The sequence below is a fragment of the Kribbella sp. DT2 genome, assembly GCF_049844575.1.
Taxonomy (GTDB): Bacteria; Actinomycetota; Actinomycetes; order Propionibacteriales; family Kribbellaceae; genus Kribbella.
This window is the reverse complement of the sequence record NZ_JBNCLH010000005.1, coordinates 372,051-389,228: the sequence shown is the minus strand read 5'-3', so window position 1 is coordinate 389,228 and position 17,178 is coordinate 372,051. Positions and strand designations below refer to the sequence as shown.

Here is a 17,178-nt window from a genome sequence, read left to right as displayed (position 1 = left end):
CTCATGCCGTTGGTGTCCGGAGCCGAGGTCGTGCTGGCCGCAGCCCAGGCGGGCCGTGGAGTCGGCGCGTTCAACGTGATCCAGCTGGAGCACGCGACCGCGCTGATCGCCGGGGCCGAGCAGGTCGGTGCGCCGGTGATCCTGCAGATCAGCGAGAACGCCGTGAAGTACCACGGCGCGCTCAAGCCGATCGGGGTCGCCACGCTGGCGGCGGCGGCCGCGTCGAGCGTGCAGGTCGTCGTGCACCTCGACCACGCGATGGACCGTGACCTGGTCACCGAGGCGGTGTCGCTCGGGTTCACCTCGGTGATGTTCGACGCGTCCAAGCTCGAGTACGCCGACAACGTCGCCGCGACCACCGAGGTGACCGCGTTCTGCCACGAGCACGGGGTGTTCGTCGAGGCCGAGATCGGTGAGGTCGGTGGCAAGGACGGCGTGCACGCGCCGGGCGCGCGGACCCGGCCCGACGAGGCGCTCGCCTTCGCCGAGGCGACCGGTGTCGACGCGCTCGCGGTCGCGGTCGGCTCGTCGCACGCGATGACCGAGCGGACCGCCGAGCTGGACTTCGCGCTGATCGGTGAACTGCGGGCCGCCGTACCGGTTCCCCTGGTGCTGCACGGTTCTTCCGGTGTCGCGGACGAGGACCTGACCCGCGCGGTCGAGGCCGGGATGACGAAGGTGAACATCGCGACGCACCTGAACAACGTGTTCACCGGCGTGGTCCGTCAGACCCTGGCCGACCAGCCGAAACTCGTCGACACGCGCAAGTACCTCGGCCCCGCCCGTACGGCGGTCGCGACCGAGGTAGCTCGCTTGCTCACGGTGCTGAAGGCGGTCTAGGTCAGGTCGCGCCGGATCCGCCAGAAGCAGAAGCCGGTCAGGCCGAGCGCGAGCAGCAGGAACAGCCCGGCCTCGCGCCACTGCAGACCCCAGAAGCGATCAGCCGGCTGGTAGACGACCTGTTGCCGGTAGCCCTCATCGGCGAGGCGCTGGAAGCAGGCGCTCAACGGCTGGCGGCCCTTGGCCTCCGCCTCGGTGGCGTTCGGCCGAGGCGGGCCGCACTCCGCGACGTAGCTCGGCAGGGTCTTCTGCTCCACGCCGGCCGCGTTCACGGTGTGCTCGGACAGCTTCCAGTTGCCCTCGCCCTCGAGTTTCGCCTCGATCCGCATCACGGTCGGATTCTCCTCCGGACCCGACAACTGGAGCCCGCGCATGTTCTCGGTGGTCACGACGAAGGTCGTCTCGACCGGCGTCATCAGGTGCGGCCGGAGCAGGATCGGCGACAGGATCTGGATCGCGATCACCCCGGCCAGCGTGATCGCGATCGCCACCACACTGCGCCGTACGAGGAGCCCGACGGCGACTCCGAGCGCGAAGGCGAACGCCGCGTAGCCGATCGGCACGACCCCTCGCGCGCCGAAGACCGCGGGCAGCAGCCGGGGAACGTTGAAGACGCCGGCCGCCTGGCCTGAGTTGATCGCGTCGTCGATCGGGTCGGACCACCAGGTCACCGCGAGGCTGAGCAGGCCGGTCACGGCCATCGCGCCGAGTCCCGTGATCGCCAGCTTCGCGACCAGCCAGCGGGTCCGGGTGATGCTCTGGTTCCAGACCAGCCGGTGCGTTCCCGCCTCCAGCTCGCGGGCGATCAGTGGCGCACCCCAGAAGGCGCCGATGATCGGCGGAGCGGCGTAGACGAGCGCCTGCCCGGCGATGTACAGGTACTGGTTGATCCGGTCGAACTGGATCTGCTTGAGGAACTCGTCGGGCCGGAGCTGGTAGGTGTCCAGCAGCCCGGGCCCGGTCACGGCCAGGAAGATGCCGAGGGCAAGCACCACGCCGACGACCACCAGGGCCTGCAGGCGGAACTGCCGCCAGGTCAGCCAGATCATCGCTGCACCTCCAGGACGGGACGGTCGTCGGGTTTGGTCCTCGTCGCGAACGAGCGGCCCATGTAGGCCAGGACGATGTCCTCGAGCGTGAGCTGCGAGACCGACCAGGCCGGGTCGAGGATCGGCTGGTCGGTCCGGACCAGGACCGTCGACTGGCGATCGGTGTGGCTGGCCGAGATCACGTACTGGTTCTGCGGCATCGACTTCTCGTCGCGCCGCGGACCGACCAGCCGGTAGTGCGTGGCCAGCAAGGTCTCGATGTCACCGCTGATCTGGACCCGCGAGTCGACCAGGACGACGAGGTAGTCGCAGGACCGTTCGACGTCGGAGACCAGGTGCGAGGACAGGACGACGCTCAGCTCCTGCTCGGTGACGGCCTCCATCAGGTCCTGCAGGAACTCGCGCCGGGCGAGCGGGTCGAGCGCGGCGACGGGCTCGTCCAGGATCAGCAGCTCGGGCCGTTTCGCGATGCCGAGGGTGAGCGCGAGCTGTGCGCGCTGACCGCCGGACAGCCGGCCGGCCCGTTGCTTCGGATCGAGGCCGATGCGCTGGATCCTCGCCTGGGCGAGGGTGTCGTCCCAGCCCGGGTTGAGGTGCGCCCCGAGCTTGAGGTGGTCGGCGACCGACAACCGGCCGTACGTCGGGGTGTCCTGGGCGACGAACCCGATCTTCGCGAGCTGCGGTCCGCCGGTCGGCGCCCCCAGCACCTCGATGCTGCCGGTCGTCGGGGTGAGCATGCCGACCGCCAGGTTCAGCAGCGTGCTCTTGCCGGCGCCGTTCGGGCCGACCAGGCCGACGACGCGGCCGGCCGGAACGTCGAGCGTGCAGTCGGTCAGCGCCCAGCGCCGGCCGTACTTCTTGCCCAGACCCTGGGCCTTGATGGCGGCGGTCATGCTATGTCCTCCTGAGCGGCGGTCCGAAACGTGGCCTTGAACAACGCCTCGATGCTCTCGTCGTCCAGTCCCGCTTTACGGGCCTTGGACAACCATCGCTGCAGGTCCTGCCGCAGCGGTCCGTGCGCCGCCAGGCTGTGGTCGGTCAGCGTCCGGGTCACGAACGTGCCGCGCCCCGGCCGGGCCGCCACCAGCCCTTCGTGCTCCAGCTCGCGGTAGGCCTTCAGTACCGTGTTCGGGTTGATCGCGAGGCTCGCCACCACGTCCTTCACGGTCGGCAGCTGATCCCCTTCGCGCAGCAGCCCGAGCCGCAACGCGTTGCGGACCTGCTGCACGACCTGCTGGTACGGCGAGACCCCCGACCGCCCGTCCAGATGGAACTCAATCATCTGTCACCCCATTTATCTAGTTACCTAGCACTATAGGGGTAGAGGGGATCCCGCGGTCAAGGCCTGATCGGGCTACTTGATCGCGGCGTAGCGGCGCAGGGACTCCTCGCGGGCCTCGGCGTGGTCGACGATCGGCGCCGGGTAGTCGAGCCCGTCCAGCAGCCAGGGCTCGTGCACCGCCTTGCCGTCGACGCCGGCCAGCTCGGGAACCCAGCGGCGCACGTAGCTGCCGTCGGGGTCGAACTTCTTGCCCTGCGTGACCGGGTTGAAGATCCGGAAGTACGGCGAAGCATCGGCGCCGCACCCCGCGACCCACTGCCAGTTCAGGCTGTTCGACGCGAGGTCGCCGTCCCGCAGCCGCGCCATGAACCAGCGCGCGCCGTACTTCCAGTGGATGTGCAGGTCCTTGACCAGGAACGACGCGACGACCATCCGGATCCGGTTGTGCATGAAGCCCGACTCCGCGAGCTGACGCATCCCGGCGTCGACGACCGGGTAGCCGGTTTTCCCCTCGCACCACGCGGCGAAGGCATCGTCCGGCTCGTCGTACTCCATCTTCTCGAACTCGGACCGTAGCGGCTTCCAGGCCGCGTGCGGGTTCTGGACCAGGAGGTCGGCACAGAACTCGCGCCACGCCAGTTCCCGCCGGTAGGCCTCGGCGCCCTTGCTCTGCAGCTGTGCCAGGTCGGCGAGCATCGTGCGCGGATGAACCTCGCCCCACTTCAACGGGGCCGACATCCGCGAGGTGCTGTCCAGGTCGGGCCGATCGCGTTCGTCGTCGTAGTCCGCAACACCTTCGAGCCAGTGGTGCCAGTGATCGCGCGCTGCGTGCTCACCGGCGTCCTCCCTGGTCGCGGCCTTCGGCAAGGCTTCGCCCCGCTTGCCGATCCACTGCACGCCGTCCGGCGCGTCGACGGGCTGTCTCCACCCGTGGTCCAGCCACGCGCGGAAGTACGGCGTGAACACCTGGTACGGCCGGCCCGACCCGTTCAGCACCCGGCCGGGCGCGATCGCGTACGCCGAACCGGTCACCACCAGCGGGCAGTTCAGCGCCTTCTCGACCGCCTCGTCCCGGCGTCCGCCGTACGGGCCGTGGTCGGCGGCGATGTGCACACTGTCCGCGCCGAGCTCGTCCGCAAGCTCGGGAACCACCCTTGCCGGGTCGCCACGCCGGACCACCAGCTTGCCGCCCATCGAGTCCCGCAGGCTTTTCAGCGAGTTGACCAGATGATCGCGCCGCGGATCACCCGCCGCGTCCCAGAGCGCCGGATCGAGGACGAACAGCCCACACACCTGTCCGTTTCCCGCTCGCACCGCCTCCAGCAACGCCGGGTTGTCCGCCAACCGAAGATCCCGTCTGAACCACATCACCGCCGTCATCCGCCGAGTCTTGCCGATGAACAACTTTGAAGTGTCCTTGAAGCGCGCCTGACCGGATCCGCCCGCCGATTCGGTAAGGCTTGCCTGCATAGGCGAGAATGGTTGTCGTGAGCGAGCTGATCGATACCACCGAGATGTACCTGCGGACCATCTACGAACTGGAAGAAGAGGGCATCCTGCCCCTGCGCGCGCGGATCGCCGAGCGCCTGCACCAGTCCGGACCGACGGTCAGCCAGACGGTGGCGCGGATGGAGCGCGACGGGCTGGTCACGGTCGAGGGCGACCGGCACCTGGAGCTCACCGAGGTCGGCCGCATGCAGGCCACCCGGGTGATGCGCAAGCACCGGCTGGCCGAGCGGCTGCTGGTCGACGTGATCGGCCTCGAGTGGGAGGACGTGCACGCCGAGGCCTGCCGCTGGGAGCACGTGATGAGCGACGCCGTCGAGCTCCGGCTGATGCAGATCCTCGACAACCCGACCGAGTCGCCGTACGGCAACCCGATCCCGGGCCTGGAGGAGCTGCAGAAGGAGAGCCAGGCGACGCCGATCGGCGAGTTCCGCGACGGCGTCGAGCCGCTCGACAAGGTGCTCGACCAGGCGACCGGGGCTGCTGTCCGGGTCCTCGTCCGGCGGATCGCCGAGCCGGTGCAGACCGACGACTTCGCGATGTCCGTGCTCCGCCGGGCCGGCGCGCTGCCGGGCCGCGAGGTCGACTCGATGCTGGACGCCGAGGGTGTCCTGGTCGGCAGCCGCGACGCCGGCGGTGTGATCAGCGACGAGACCGCGGGTCACATCTTCGTCAGCCTGGTCTGATCCGGACGGGTCCGGTCAGGTCCGCGTCAAGTTTGCGGCCACTGGCTGCGCTCGATGCGGTACTGCCTGTGGTCACGGGGTAACGTCTGTCCGCGATGTCTGAGAACCCGATCGACTGGCCCGGGTACCTGCGGGAGTTCCACACCGCCACCCCGGGCAGTACGGAAGCCCTGCTGTCCCGGGCGGTAGCCGGCGACCACACGCCGTACCGCTGGCTTGTCCGCGCTGTGTCCGGAGAGGCCAGGCGGGTGCTCGACCTCGCCTGCGGCAACGGCCCGGTCGCCCGCGAGCTGTACGGGCGCTGGGTGGTGGGAGTCGACAGCAACGCCGTCCAGCTGGACGGTGCGCCCGGCCCGAAGGTGCAGGCCGACGCGTTGCACCTGCCGTTCGCGAACGAGGCCTTCGACGTGGTCACCTGCTCGATGGGCCTGATGGTGCTGCAGCCGCTGCCCGACGTACTGGCTGAGGCCGCGCGGGTGCTACGTCGCGGGGGAGTGCTCGCCGCGACCATCCCGGCCGTCCGGCCGCTGCGCCGTGGTGACCTGCGGACGCTGACCGGGCTGACGACGCGGCTGCGGTCGCGGCCACAGTTCCCGGCCGGTGGGGAGATCACCGGGCTGAAGGAGCAGCTGCGCGGGGCCGGCTTCATCGTGATGGAGAGCCAGCGTGAGCGGTACGCGTACACGGTCCGCAGCATCGACGACGCGCGGCGGATGGTCGGCGCGCTCTACCTGCCCGGTACGTCGGAGAAGCGGCGCGAGCAGGCCGCCGCGTGGATGGCCCAGCGGGCCGACGACCGGGACGGCCTGGAGGTCGCGATCCCGATCCGCCGCATCACCGCGATGCGCACCACGCTCGCGCTGAGCTGAGACCACTGACCACTGAGCTTCACCAGTAGGTACCGTTCTGCTGTGCCCGCTCTGACCTGGTCCGTTCGCTCGGTCGATCACGCACTCGGTGGCGAGTCGGTCTACCGGGAGCTGTTCGCCGCCGAGCCGGTCGCGTTCTGGCTCGACGGCAGCCTCACCGACCGGTCGCAGCGGCGGATCTCCGTGCTCGGGACGAGCGCCGGGCCGGACGCCGAGGTGATCGTCCGGGACGCGGTCGACGGGGATGTCTTCACCGAGCTGCAGGGGTTGCTTGCTGCCCGTCGTACCGAGGTGCCGAGCGAGTTGGCCGACGTGTTCAGCGGTGGGTACGTCGGCTACTTCGGCTACGAGCTCAAGTCCCTCACCGGCGGCGTCGCCGCGTACGAAGCGCAGACTCCGGATGCCTTGTGGATCTGGGCCAACCGCTTCGTCGTCATCGACCACGACCGCGATCGCTCGTACCTCGTCGCCGTCCACGCTCCCGGCGACGCGGAGGCGCGCGCCTGGCTCGAAACCGCAGCGTCCGCAGCGGCGTCGTGGTTCATGGGCTGGGTCGACCCGCCGGCGATCTCGCTGCTCGACGTCGAGCAGCACCTCGAGCAGGACCGGGCGACGTACCTGGCCGGCATCGACGCCTGCATGGCCGCGCTCGAGGCCGGTGACACCTACGAGGTCTGCCTGACCAACCGCGTCCGTCTCCCACCGGTCCCGGAGCCGCTCGACTTCTACCTGTGGCAGCGCGCGACCAACCCGGCGCCGTACTCGGCCTTCCTCCGGTACGGCGAGCTCGCGATCGCCAGCTCGTCGCCGGAGCGGTTCCTCGCGGTCGACGGCGACGGCTGGGCCGAGTGCCGCCCGATCAAGGGCACCGCGCCCCGGTCGGCCGACCCGGCGCAGGACAAGCTGGTCGCCAAGGCGCTGGCCGAGGACGAGAAGACCCGCGCCGAGAACCTGATGATCGTGGACCTGATCCGCAACGACCTCGGCCGGGTCAGCGAACCGGGCAGCGTCCAGGTCCCGCAGCTGATGGTTGTCGAGAGCTACCAAACCGTGCACCAGCTCGTCACCACCGTGCGCGGGAAGCTGCGCGACGGTGTCGACGCCGTGGCCGCCGTACGGGCGTGCTTCCCGCCGGGATCGATGACCGGGGCACCGAAAATCCGCACGATGGAGATCCTCGACGCCTTGGAGTCGAGTGCCCGCGGGGTGTACTCCGGCGCGCTCGGCTACCTGACCGTCGATGGGCGGGCCGATCTGAGCGTGGTGATCCGGACCGCCGTACTGACTCCGCACGAGACCGTGATCGGCGCGGGCGGGGCGATCGTGCTCGACTCCGATCCTGGTGACGAGTACGACGAGATGGTGCTGAAGGCCGCTGCAACGCTGGGAAGGTCGGGGTGAGGTCCGTGCTGGTCGCCGATTCGTTTCTCGTGCACAACGGGCAGGTCCGGGGGCTGGAGCTGCACCGCGAGCGGTTCGCCGCGTCGTGCGCGGCGCTGGGGGAGTCCGGGGCGGGCGCGTACTTCGACGACCAGGTCGGCCGGTTCCCCGGCTTCGGCCGGTGGTTCCCGCGCTTCGAGCTGACCGAGGCGGGCCTGTCGGTTCAGTTGCGCCCGGCCCCTACCCAGGGCGGCCGGATCCGGATCGCCGTGCACAGCGGCGCCGATCCCCGGACCCAGCCGTTCGTCAAAGGCCCCGACCTGGAAGCGCTTGGTGCAGTGAAGGCCGAGGCCGCCGCTGACTGTGGCGCGGACGAGGTGCTGCTGATGGACCCCGACGGCATCGCCGTCGAAGCGGCGTACTCGGCGCTGGCCTGGTGGGAAGGCGACACCCTGCACTTCCCGCCGTCCGACCACGCCTTCCTCCCGTCGGTCACCGCCCGCCTCGTCCGCGACCTCGCCGCAGCCCGAGGCGCCGAGGTCGCCGAAACAGCCCGCCGCCCCGAGGACCTCGCCGAGGTCGACGAGCTCTGGCTCCTCAACGCCCTGCACGGCATCCGCCCGGTCCACGCCTGGCACGACGGTCCCATCGACCCTCTCCCCGCCTCGGCCGCCGCCGACTGGCAACAAGCCCTCACTGCCCTGGCCCGCCCGATCTGAGCAGAGGTCCGCTTTCAAAAACTGATATCACTATGCTACCTTCGAGACATCGAATCTCTAGGGAGTGCATGATGACTGATGTTGACGTGATGGTGGAGATGCCCAAGCCGAAGGTGACCGAGCGGCCGGCGCGGGATCTGAACGGATGGCCCGTGCTCGGGCTGTCGTTCGTGCTGGTGGTCGTCGCGGTGGTGCTGTTCATCGTGGGGATCAGCCAGGAGAACCTGGCGCTGATCATCGTGGCCGCGGTGCTGTTCGTGGCCGGCGTGATCCTGGCGGCAGGACTGACGGCGGTGGCGCCGGGCCGGGCGCGAGTCCTGCAGATCCTCGGCCGGTACGCCGGGACGATCCGCACCGACGGCCTGCGCTGGGTGAACCCGATCTCGGTCCGGCACCCGGTCTCGACCCGGATCCGCAACCACGAGACGGCCGTTGCCAAGGTCAACGATGCCGACGGCAACCCGATCGAGATCGCCGCGGTGGTGGTCTGGCAGGTCGAGGACACCGCGCAGGCGATGTTCGAGGTGGACGACTTCGTCGAGTTCGTCGCGATCCAGACCGAGACCGCGGTCCGGCACATCGCCAACTCCTACCCGTACGACGTGCACACCGACGAGGGCGGCCTGTCGTTGCGGGACAGCACCGACGAGATCACCGAGACCCTGTCGACCGAGATCGGCGTCCGCGTCCAGGCGGCCGGCGTGCACGTGATCGAGTCCCGGATCACCCACCTGGCCTACGCGCCGGAGATCGCCCACGCGATGCTGCGCCGCCAGCAGGCCGGTGCGATCGTGGCGGCACGGCAGCGGATCGTCGAGGGCGCGGTCGGCATGGTCGAGCTGGCGCTGGACCGGCTGTCCGACCACAACGTGGTCGAACTGGACGAGGAACGCAAGGCGACCATGGTGAGCAACCTGCTGGTGGTGCTGTGCGGCGACCGTGACGCGCAGCCGGTCGTTAACGCCGGCTCCCTGTACCAGTAGTTCCGATGGCGACCGAACGCAAGAAGATCCTGCTCCGGCTGGATCCCGTGGTGCACGACGCGCTGGCTCGTTGGGCCTCCGACGAGCTCCGCAGTACCAACGCCCAGATCGAGTTCCTGCTCCGGCGCGCGCTCGCCGACGCCGGCCGGTTGCCCGGAGAGGTCGGCAAGATGCGCCGCCCGGGCCGCCCTCGCAAGGAGGAATCATGAACGCTCGTCAGAACAACCCCCGGCAGGGTGCCGCCCGTCCGAACCGCAGGCCGGAGCGCCCACAGCAAGCAGTTGCCCCTGACAAGGGCACACCGCCCGGCCTCGCGGAACGCCTTTACCTGTTGGCGTTCGACCCCGCCACGTCCAAGCTCGCCAACAAGTCCCGCCTCGGCCTGATGCTGCGGGCCGCCGCCCTGATCGACCTCCAGCTCGACGGGCGGCTCACCGAGCAGGACGGCCGGGTCGTCGCCTCCCGCGGCGTGGCGGCGTCACCGCTCGCCGCCGACGTTCTCGCCCAGGTCGAGTCCGGTGGCCGCAAGCGCTGGAAGTACTGGGTCGAGCGCAGGGCCCGGCACGCCCTGCCGATGGTCCGCGACGAGCTCGAGCGCCGGCACCTGATCAAGGTCGAGCCCTACCGCCGCTTCGGTCTCTTCCCGGCCCAGCGGATCACCCTCCGCCAGCCCCTCGTACGCCGTCAACTGCTGCACGCGGCCACCGACGCGCTCCGGCCCGCCCGCTTGGTCAGTCGCGTCGACCCCCGCGACGCCGCGCTCGTCGTACTGGCGTCGACCGGGGAGCTGAAGCCTGTGCTGTCCAGGGCGCAGCGCAAGCAGCACAAGGACCGCCTGGCGCAGCTCGAGGTCCTGGCGGGCCCGGCCGTGCCGGCGCTGCGGAAGGTGATCCAGCAGCGGAACGCCGCCGCGGCCAACTCGGGCGGCGGTGGCTGAGCCGCGAGGGGCTTGACGTCAGGGGGTTCGTCGGTGCTACGGTTCGTTAGTCAAGTAATGAACCTACGAACTGAGTGCTGTCACGGCTACCCTGACGGCGGCCACGACCGGGGAGAGACGAGGGACCACGATGTTCGACGATCGCAGCCCGATCTATCTCCAGATCGCGGACCAGATCAAGAACGACATCGTCACGGGTGCTCTCGCCGAGGACGAGCAGGTGATGTCGACGAACCAGTACGCCGCCTTCTACCGGATCAATCCCGCCACCGCGGCCAAGGGCTTCGCCCAGTTGGTCGACGAAGGCGTGCTCTACAAGAAGCGCGGAATCGGGATGTTCGTCAGCAGAGACGCCCGTGAGCTGCTGCGCGGCGGCCGCCGGGAGGCGTTCTTCACCGGCGTCGTCGACCCGATGATCGCCGAGGCGAAGGCGATCGGCGTCCCGCTCACCGAGATCGTCCAGCACATCCAGAAGGAGGAGCAGTGAACGCCCTGGAAGTGCGGACCGAGAACCTGACCGTCTCCTTCGGCGGGGTCCCCGCCGTCGACGGCCTCGACCTCCGGCTGGCGCCGGGCAAGATCCACGGCCTGCTGGGCCGGAACGGATCCGGCAAGAGCACGCTGGCCGCCCTCCTGGCCGGATTCCGCAGGCCCGACGAAGGCCGGGTGCTGATCAGCGGCGGTGACCTCGGAGCAGCGCGTACGCCGTACGAGGACGCCATCGTGACGAGCCGGATCTGCCTGATCCGGGAGTCCGGCGACCTGGTCGACCAGGTGCCGGTCAAGCGGGTCCTGGAGTACGCCGCGAGCCTGCGGCCGTACTGGAACCCCGACCTGGCCGGTGAACTGCTGGACAAGTTCGAGGTGCCGACCGGTAAGCGGGTGCAGAAGCTGTCCCGCGGCAAGCGGTCCGCCCTGGGCGTGGTGCTCGGGATGGCCAGCCGGGCACCGCTGACGATCTTCGACGAGAGCTACCTCGGGATGGACGTGCCGTCCCGGGAGCTGTTCTACGACGCCCTGCTCGCCGACTACACCGAGGCGCCACGGACGATCCTGCTGTCCACGCACCTGGTCAGCGAGGTCAGCGCGCTGCTGGAGGAGGTCGTCATCCTCGACAAGGGACGGCTCGTCACCCAGTCGCCGGTCGACGCGCTCCGCGGCCGCGGAGCCTCGCTGGTCGGACCGGCCGGCGTCGTCGACGAGCTGACCGCCGGCCTCGACGTACTGGCCGAGCAGCGGCTCGGCGGGACCAAGTCCGTGACCGTGCTCGGTCATCTCGACGACGCCCTGCTGGCCAAGGCCCGCTCGGCCGGGCTCGAGGTCGGGCCGGTCGGGCTGCAGGAGCTGTTCGTCCACCTGACCGCACCGACCTCCTCGAAGGAGGGGAACCGATGACCGCCACGACCACCAGCCCGGCCGCCACCCTGCCGAACGGCGTCACCTCGGGACAGCGGCTGCGCCGGGTGCTGCACGCGATGCGCGTCGGGATGACGCCGATGCTGGGCGGCTACTGGGCCGTGATGGTGCTGTCCTTCCTGGTGATCGGCCTGGTCGTGCAGCTGATCAGCAACGGCGACAGCCACTCGATCTGGGACTACGGCACCCAGTCGCCCAAGTACTTCTCGCTGGTGGTCGGCATCACGATCGCCCCTGCGTTCTTCACGCTGATGGTCTCGCTCGGCATCACCCGGAAGATGCTGTCGGTGGCCGCGAGCATCTTCCTGGTCGGCGCCGCGGCCTGCACGGCGGTGCTGTGGGTGATCGTCTACCAGATCGAGCACGTCCTCTACGCCTGGCAGGGCTGGACGCAGGCCCTGGCCAACCCGCACCTGTTCACCAAGTCCTCGCAGGTCGGACTGATCTTCACCGAGTTCTTCCTGCTGGTTCTGTCGCACGAGGTCGCCGGCTGGCTGACCGGGATCAGCTTCCAGCGCTTCGGTGTCTGGAAGGGCCTGCTGCTGCTGCCGCTGACCCTGATCCCGGCCGCGGCGGCGGAGTTCCTGCTGGTCGCGCAGTGGCTCGGCGAGGCGCTCGCCAGCACCGGCTACCACCGACCGTCGCTGGCGGTCGCCGTACCGGGAGTGCTCGCGGTCAGTGCCCTCGGCCTGTACTTCGGCTACCTGATGATCCGCTCGTTCGGCGTCCGGCCGACCAAGGGCTGATCCCTCCCCACCTTCACTTCTCACCTCCACCTGTACGACGGAAGGCTTCGCCATGCCCGAAAACACCCTCGACGACCTGGTTGTCGTCCAGAACCTGCGCAAGACGTACGGCGCGACCGTCGCCGTCGACGACGTGTCGCTGACCGTCCACCCCGGTGAGATCTTCGGCATCCTCGGCCCGAACGGCGCCGGCAAGACCACCACGGTCGAGTCGATCGCCGGGCTGCGGACGCCCGACGGTGGCACCGTCCGGGTGGCCGGCCTCGACCCGCACGCCCGCCGTAGCGAGATCACCTCGCTGATCGGGGTGCAGCTGCAGTCGAGCGAGCTGCCCGAGAAGATCAAGACCCGCGAGGCGCTCGAGCTGTACGCCTCGTTCTACCCGGCGCCGCGGGACCCGGCCGAGCTGCTCGAGGAGCTCGGGCTGACGAAGGTGCGGAACACCGCCTTCGCGAAGCTGTCCGGCGGGCAGAAGCAGCGGCTCTCGATCGCGCTCGCGCTGGTCGGCAACCCGAAGGTCGCCATCCTCGACGAGCTCACCACCGGACTGGACCCGCAAGCCCGGCGGGACGCCTGGGAGCTCGTCCGCAAGATCCGCGACACCGGCGTCACGATCATCCTGGTCACCCACTTCATGGAGGAGGCCGAGCACCTCTGCGACCGGATCGCCATCATCGACGGCGGCCGCGTGGTCGCCCTGGACACACCGGCGGGGCTGGTCGACGCGGCCCGCTCCGAGCAGCGGATCACCTTCCGGCTGCCCGCGCCGCTGACCGACGAGACCGTGCTGACCTCGCTGCCCGCCGTCAAGACCGTGGCCGTCGACAACGACCGTTTCATTGTCACCGGCAACGACGACGTCCTGGTGGCCGTGGTCACCGAACTGGCCGCCCGCGGCCTGGCCCCGCTCGACCTGCACACCGAACAGACCACCCTCGACGACGCCTTCCTGCTGCTCGCCGGCAAGAACTTCGAAGGAGCGAACTGATGAGCCAGACCCTGACCCTGACCCGGATCGAGACCAAGCTGTTCGTCCGCGAGCCCGCCGGACTGTTCTTCGTCTTCGTGCTGCCGCTCGGGCTGCTGACGGTCTTCTCGCTGATCAACGGTGACAACCCGACCCCGGGTGACGGGGTCCCGGTCAGCTTCCTGCCCACGATGGCGATCGGGATCGGGATCGGTCTGCTCGGGATGGCGACGCTGCCGATGATCCTGGCGGGCTACCGCGAGAAGGGCGTGCTGCGGCGGATGTCGACCACGCCGGTCAAGCCCGTCAAGCTGCTCGTCGCGCAACTCCTGCTGCACCTGGTCGCCGCGGCACTGGTGATCGGCCTGATCCTGGGTGCGGGCGCGGTGTTCTTCGACGCGGCGTTGCCGAGCGCACCGTTGCCGTTCCTGGTCGCCGTCCTGCTGTACACGATCGCTCAGTTGAGCATCGGACTGTTGATCGCCGGACTGGTTTCGACCGGGAAGGCCGCCAGTGTCATCGGCAACCTGCTGCTCTTCCCGAGCATGTTCTTCGCCGGCGTCTGGACCCCGGGCGACCTGATGCCGGAGTCGATCCGCTGGCTGCGCGACATCACGCCGATGGGCGCGGGAATGACCAGCATGCAGGACGCGTGGTCCGGTCAGTGGCCGGGCACGACCAGCCTGGTCGCACTGATCGTCGCGATCGTGGCGTGCGTCGCCGTGGCGGCCCGCTTCTTCCGCTGGGAGTGACTTATGCACAGGGGGTGTGCATAACCGCGACGGTTTCTGTGGACGGGCGAGCACACACTGTGGACGACACGCATGAGCTTTCCGGAAAGGGTTGTGTGGCTCCGGCTCCGGCGGTAGAACAGACGACACGCTGTTCCAACCGGGACAGCGGGTCGAAGGGAAACCGAGCCCCCTTGCGGTGGGGATCCCCACCGAGTAGACCGGTGACGGGGTCTGCCGGGCGCAACGGACTGCTTCGGGAAGCTGGAGACGTCACTGTCCCTTCAGCTGTGCTGGGCCCCTCCGACTCATACTCTGAGGGGCCCAGCGCTTCGTCCTGCCACTACTTCAACGTGATCCTCACACTGGTCGAAGAACTGTGCGCCGAGGTGTGAACCTCGGTTCCGCGACTGGTCGTCACCAGTTGGTACGAACTGCTCCGGCCGTCGACCGAAACCTTCGCGACCTTCGCTCCGGCCGGCAGCACCGCACCGACCGTGACGTCGGCGTGAACACCCTTGACCTTGACATCGGTCCGCAGTTCCTTGTTTTCAAGGCGTGCGGACACGTCAACCGCACCACGACCCACCTTGATGTTGCTCCCGGCCACCTTCTGCTGGCCACCGGGAACCTGCGGTACGACGGCGAGCTTGCCGTGACCCAGGTCGGGGTCGACGCCGAGCTGCTGGTGCACGACCGGCCACAGCACGCCGTACGTGCCCCACGCCTGGAGCGCCATCGAGCGGTCGGTGAACGGCCGGTCGATGTTCGCCGGCGAGTCCGGCGACGGGGCGATCTCCGGCATCGCGCCGGGGGTCTCCCACACCTTCGGGTCGAGCTGGATCCGGGCGTTGCCGGTCGTGTAAACCTGCTGCTGGTTCTTGCCCAGCCGGCCGAAGTTGCCCTCGGCAACGGCCATGATCGAGGTGTTGAGCGAGAAGATCGAGCGCTCGCTCTTCACTGCCGAGACGACGTTGTCGCAGGTCGCGCCCGGGTTGCCGGCCGCGTCCGCGGTCGGGCCGGTGCCGGTGTGGAACAGACCGAACTCGCCGGTGTAGCAGGCCTTCTCGCGCTGGTCGAGCGCGATCTTCGCGTGCTCGGGCGACGCCAGCGGTGCGTCCGGCTTGCCGGGGCGCGTGAGCACGGCCTCCATCGGGGTGACGCCGGTCCAGTGCCGCTGGAAGATCGCCTTGTTGTCGTTCGCGGGATCCGCCGGGTCGTCGACCGAGTCGGCGTACCCGAAGGCCTGCTGGACCCACCACTGGGTCTCGAAGCGCTTCTCGAGGTCGTCGGCCTTCGTGGTCGCCCACTGCTGCGTCGCCTTGTCGCGCTTCGAGGCAGCCAGGTCGGCGAGGTCGCGCAGCCCGCGGGCCAGGTAGACCGTGCTGTCGAGCTTCTCGGCGCCCATGCCGCTGCGCTCGACGTTGGCCAGCCCTTCGAGCCAGCCGTCGTTGTCCTTGTCGAGCTCGCGGTAGACGTACTCGAGGTTCCGTACGCTGAAGTCGTACATCTGGTCGCGGAACCGGTCGTCGCCGGTCCAGCGCCACAGCAGCGCGACGATGCTCGGGAACTTCACCGTCTCGTCGGTGTTGCCCGCGCTCGTGTTCGAACCGAAGTAGACGTCACCGGTCGGCACGATCTCGTGCGCGACCTTGCCGCTGCGGTCGTTCAGCAGGTCGCTGATCTCCTGCAGGGACTTCAGGTGCGCCTTGACGGTGTCGAACTGGCCGGCCGCGACCGCGGCGTACGAGGTGTACTCGCCGTCCGTCGCGAAGATCCACGGGTAGTCGGGGAAGCCGGCGCCGAACCAGCGGGCGCTGTCGACCGTACCGGCCGGCTTCGGGTAGGCCTTGCCTTCGTTGACGTCGCGGATCTGCAGGTCGCGCGCCTCCTGGACGGAGTCGGCGAGGTTCTGCTTGCTCCACTCGACGCTCTGCTGCAGCAGCTTGTCGCCGGGGAGATCGACGGTGGATCGGCTTGCGAGTTCTTCCCTTGCGTCGGTCTTTGCCTTCAGCAACTTCTCGGGGTTGCTGATCGCCTTCCGGTACTCGTGCTCGGCCTGCTGCCGGCCTTCGTCCGAGCCGGCCACGGCGAACCAGACGGTGGTCTTCTGGTTCGGCTTCAGCTTCACGCTGTACGTGAGCCGCCCGCCGGTTCCCTTGCCCACCGCCGAGTCGTCACAGTGCGCCGGGGGAGTGCCGTCCATCGGGCACACCACCGCGGGGTCCTGCGGTCCACGGTTGTCGGCACTCAACGTGTGCCCGGTCGGACGCAGGGACGATCCGACCAGCGCGTTGTAGTCGTGCCTGGTCGCGTTGGGTATCGGGGAGGTGCCCTGGTCCCGGAAGCGCAACGCGCCGTCGGCGTACGAGCCGGTGTCCTGGAGGTTCGCCTGACCGGCGCTGGGCGTCGTCCCACCCCACGGGTAGGCCGGCATCAGCTCGGAGTGCGCATCCACGTTCAGCGTCACCGTCTTGCCCCGCTGCGCCGGGAACGTCAGCCCCACGACCGTCGCCCGGATCCCGTCCGGCACGAAGTCCGTCCGCTGGACCCCGTTCCCGTAGTCGATCCGCTGGTAGCCGTAGCCACTGGTGTACTTGCTGGCCGGCACCTGCTTCCCGAGCCAACCACCGTCCACCCCGAACCAGATCCCGTCCAGCAACTTGATCGGCTGCGACCAGATCCCACCCATCTCCCCGCGGGTGTGCCACCCGGTCGCGGGGTAGAGCCCGGTCTCGTCACCCATCGAGTAGGCCCGATCGCCAACAACCAGCGCCCGCCGATCGGAAAGCCGAGTGGTTTCAGAGAGTTCGTCCGGCGAGCCGGCGCCTTGCGCCGCCCCAGCGGCGCCGGCCTGCGCGCTCGGCTCAGGCTGCTGCGCCGCCGCGGCGCCGGGGCCGGCCTGTGCGTTCGCGCCGGGCTCCGCGCTCCGCGCGTTCGCCCCGCTTGCGGTGGCGTCGGGGGCGCCGGCTCCACCTACCCCCATCCCCGCCGGGAACCCGCGCCCCGCGGGGGGGGCGGGGGACGGGGGAGGGGGGTGGCCGGGGGGGTTGGGGGCCCCCCACAC

The 17,178-nt window shown here is 69.5% G+C and carries 18 protein-coding genes; 13 read left to right on the top strand and 5 right to left on the bottom strand.

What is annotated here, in order from left to right:
• Positions 1–3: 3 nt before the first annotated feature.
• Entirely contained in the window at positions 4–840 is an 837-nt protein-coding gene (locus ACLQ2O_RS23395) for a class II fructose-bisphosphate aldolase (RefSeq protein ID WP_425834800.1), read from the top strand.
• Here the strand turns inward: ACLQ2O_RS23395 and ACLQ2O_RS23390 are convergent.
• The 4 genes from ACLQ2O_RS23390 to ACLQ2O_RS23375 all read right to left on the bottom strand — a co-directional run bounded on the left by ACLQ2O_RS23390 (position 837) and on the right by ACLQ2O_RS23375 (position 4,575).
• Positions 837–1,889, bottom strand: coding sequence for an ABC transporter permease (locus ACLQ2O_RS23390; protein WP_425834799.1), 1,053 nt, complete (start codon positions 1,887–1,889; stop codon positions 837–839). The two genes, ACLQ2O_RS23395 and ACLQ2O_RS23390, sit on opposite strands and share 4 nt — an antisense overlap.
• Positions 1,886–2,782, bottom strand: coding sequence for an ABC transporter ATP-binding protein (locus ACLQ2O_RS23385; RefSeq protein WP_425834797.1), 897 nt, complete (start codon positions 2,780–2,782; stop codon positions 1,886–1,888). The genes ACLQ2O_RS23390 and ACLQ2O_RS23385 overlap by 4 nt, the downstream gene beginning before the upstream one ends.
• Entirely contained in the window at positions 2,779–3,171 is a 393-nt protein-coding gene (locus ACLQ2O_RS23380; protein ID WP_425834795.1) for a GntR family transcriptional regulator, read from the bottom strand. The genes ACLQ2O_RS23385 and ACLQ2O_RS23380 overlap by 4 nt, the downstream gene beginning before the upstream one ends.
• Before the next feature lie 72 nt (positions 3,172–3,243).
• Entirely contained in the window at positions 3,244–4,575 is a 1,332-nt protein-coding gene (locus ACLQ2O_RS23375) for a cryptochrome/photolyase family protein (RefSeq protein ID WP_425834793.1), read from the bottom strand.
• A 74-nt stretch (positions 4,576–4,649) separates the two neighbouring features.
• Between ACLQ2O_RS23375 and ACLQ2O_RS23370 the strand changes: the two genes are divergently transcribed.
• The 12 genes from ACLQ2O_RS23370 to ACLQ2O_RS23315 all read left to right on the top strand — a co-directional run bounded on the left by ACLQ2O_RS23370 (position 4,650) and on the right by ACLQ2O_RS23315 (position 14,132).
• Positions 4,650–5,363 carry a metal-dependent transcriptional regulator gene (locus tag ACLQ2O_RS23370; RefSeq protein ID WP_425834790.1) on the top strand — a complete coding sequence of 238 codons (714 nt, stop codon included), beginning with the start codon at positions 4,650–4,652 and terminating at the stop codon, positions 5,361–5,363.
• A gap of 95 nt (positions 5,364–5,458) precedes the next feature.
• Complete coding sequence (locus ACLQ2O_RS23365; RefSeq protein ID WP_425834788.1) at positions 5,459–6,232, top strand: class I SAM-dependent methyltransferase; 774 nt, start codon at positions 5,459–5,461, stop codon at positions 6,230–6,232.
• A gap of 42 nt (positions 6,233–6,274) precedes the next feature.
• Positions 6,275–7,633, top strand: coding sequence for an aminodeoxychorismate synthase component I (pabB, locus tag ACLQ2O_RS23360; protein ID WP_425834786.1), 1,359 nt, complete (start codon positions 6,275–6,277; stop codon positions 7,631–7,633).
• 5 nt (positions 7,634–7,638) lie between these two features.
• Positions 7,639–8,331: an aminotransferase class IV gene (locus tag ACLQ2O_RS23355; RefSeq protein ID WP_425834784.1), complete on the top strand. Its 693-nt coding sequence runs from the start codon at positions 7,639–7,641 to the stop codon at positions 8,329–8,331.
• 71 nt (positions 8,332–8,402) lie between these two features.
• Positions 8,403–9,314 carry an SPFH domain-containing protein gene (locus ACLQ2O_RS23350; protein WP_425834782.1) on the top strand — a complete coding sequence of 304 codons (912 nt, stop codon included), beginning with the start codon at positions 8,403–8,405 and terminating at the stop codon, positions 9,312–9,314.
• Positions 9,315–9,319: 5 nt separating this feature from the next.
• Positions 9,320–9,523, top strand: coding sequence for a hypothetical protein (locus tag ACLQ2O_RS23345; protein WP_344180934.1), 204 nt, complete (start codon positions 9,320–9,322; stop codon positions 9,521–9,523).
• Entirely contained in the window at positions 9,520–10,251 is a 732-nt protein-coding gene (locus ACLQ2O_RS23340) for a GOLPH3/VPS74 family protein (RefSeq protein WP_425834779.1), read from the top strand. Before ACLQ2O_RS23345 ends, ACLQ2O_RS23340 begins: the two co-directional genes overlap by 4 nt.
• A gap of 130 nt (positions 10,252–10,381) precedes the next feature.
• Entirely contained in the window at positions 10,382–10,738 is a 357-nt protein-coding gene (locus ACLQ2O_RS23335; protein ID WP_425834777.1) for a GntR family transcriptional regulator, read from the top strand.
• Positions 10,735–11,646, top strand: coding sequence for an ATP-binding cassette domain-containing protein (locus ACLQ2O_RS23330; RefSeq protein ID WP_425834775.1), 912 nt, complete (start codon positions 10,735–10,737; stop codon positions 11,644–11,646). Before ACLQ2O_RS23335 ends, ACLQ2O_RS23330 begins: the two co-directional genes overlap by 4 nt.
• The gene (locus ACLQ2O_RS23325) at positions 11,643–12,413 is read left to right on the top strand and encodes a hypothetical protein (RefSeq protein WP_425834773.1); all 771 of its coding nucleotides are present in this window, start codon (positions 11,643–11,645) and stop codon (positions 12,411–12,413) included. The genes ACLQ2O_RS23330 and ACLQ2O_RS23325 overlap by 4 nt, the downstream gene beginning before the upstream one ends.
• Before the next feature lie 52 nt (positions 12,414–12,465).
• Entirely contained in the window at positions 12,466–13,401 is a 936-nt protein-coding gene (locus ACLQ2O_RS23320) for an ABC transporter ATP-binding protein (protein WP_425834771.1), read from the top strand.
• A complete protein-coding gene (locus ACLQ2O_RS23315; protein WP_425834769.1) occupies positions 13,401–14,132 on the top strand; it encodes an ABC transporter permease in 732 nt (243 codons plus the stop codon). Before ACLQ2O_RS23320 ends, ACLQ2O_RS23315 begins: the two co-directional genes overlap by 1 nt.
• A 322-nt stretch (positions 14,133–14,454) precedes the next feature.
• Here the strand turns inward: ACLQ2O_RS23315 and ACLQ2O_RS23310 are convergent, their stop codons facing one another.
• Positions 14,455–17,097: a glycogen debranching protein gene (locus tag ACLQ2O_RS23310; protein ID WP_425834767.1), complete on the bottom strand. Its 2,643-nt coding sequence runs from the start codon at positions 17,095–17,097 to the stop codon at positions 14,455–14,457.
• Positions 17,098–17,178: the final 81 nt, after the last annotated feature.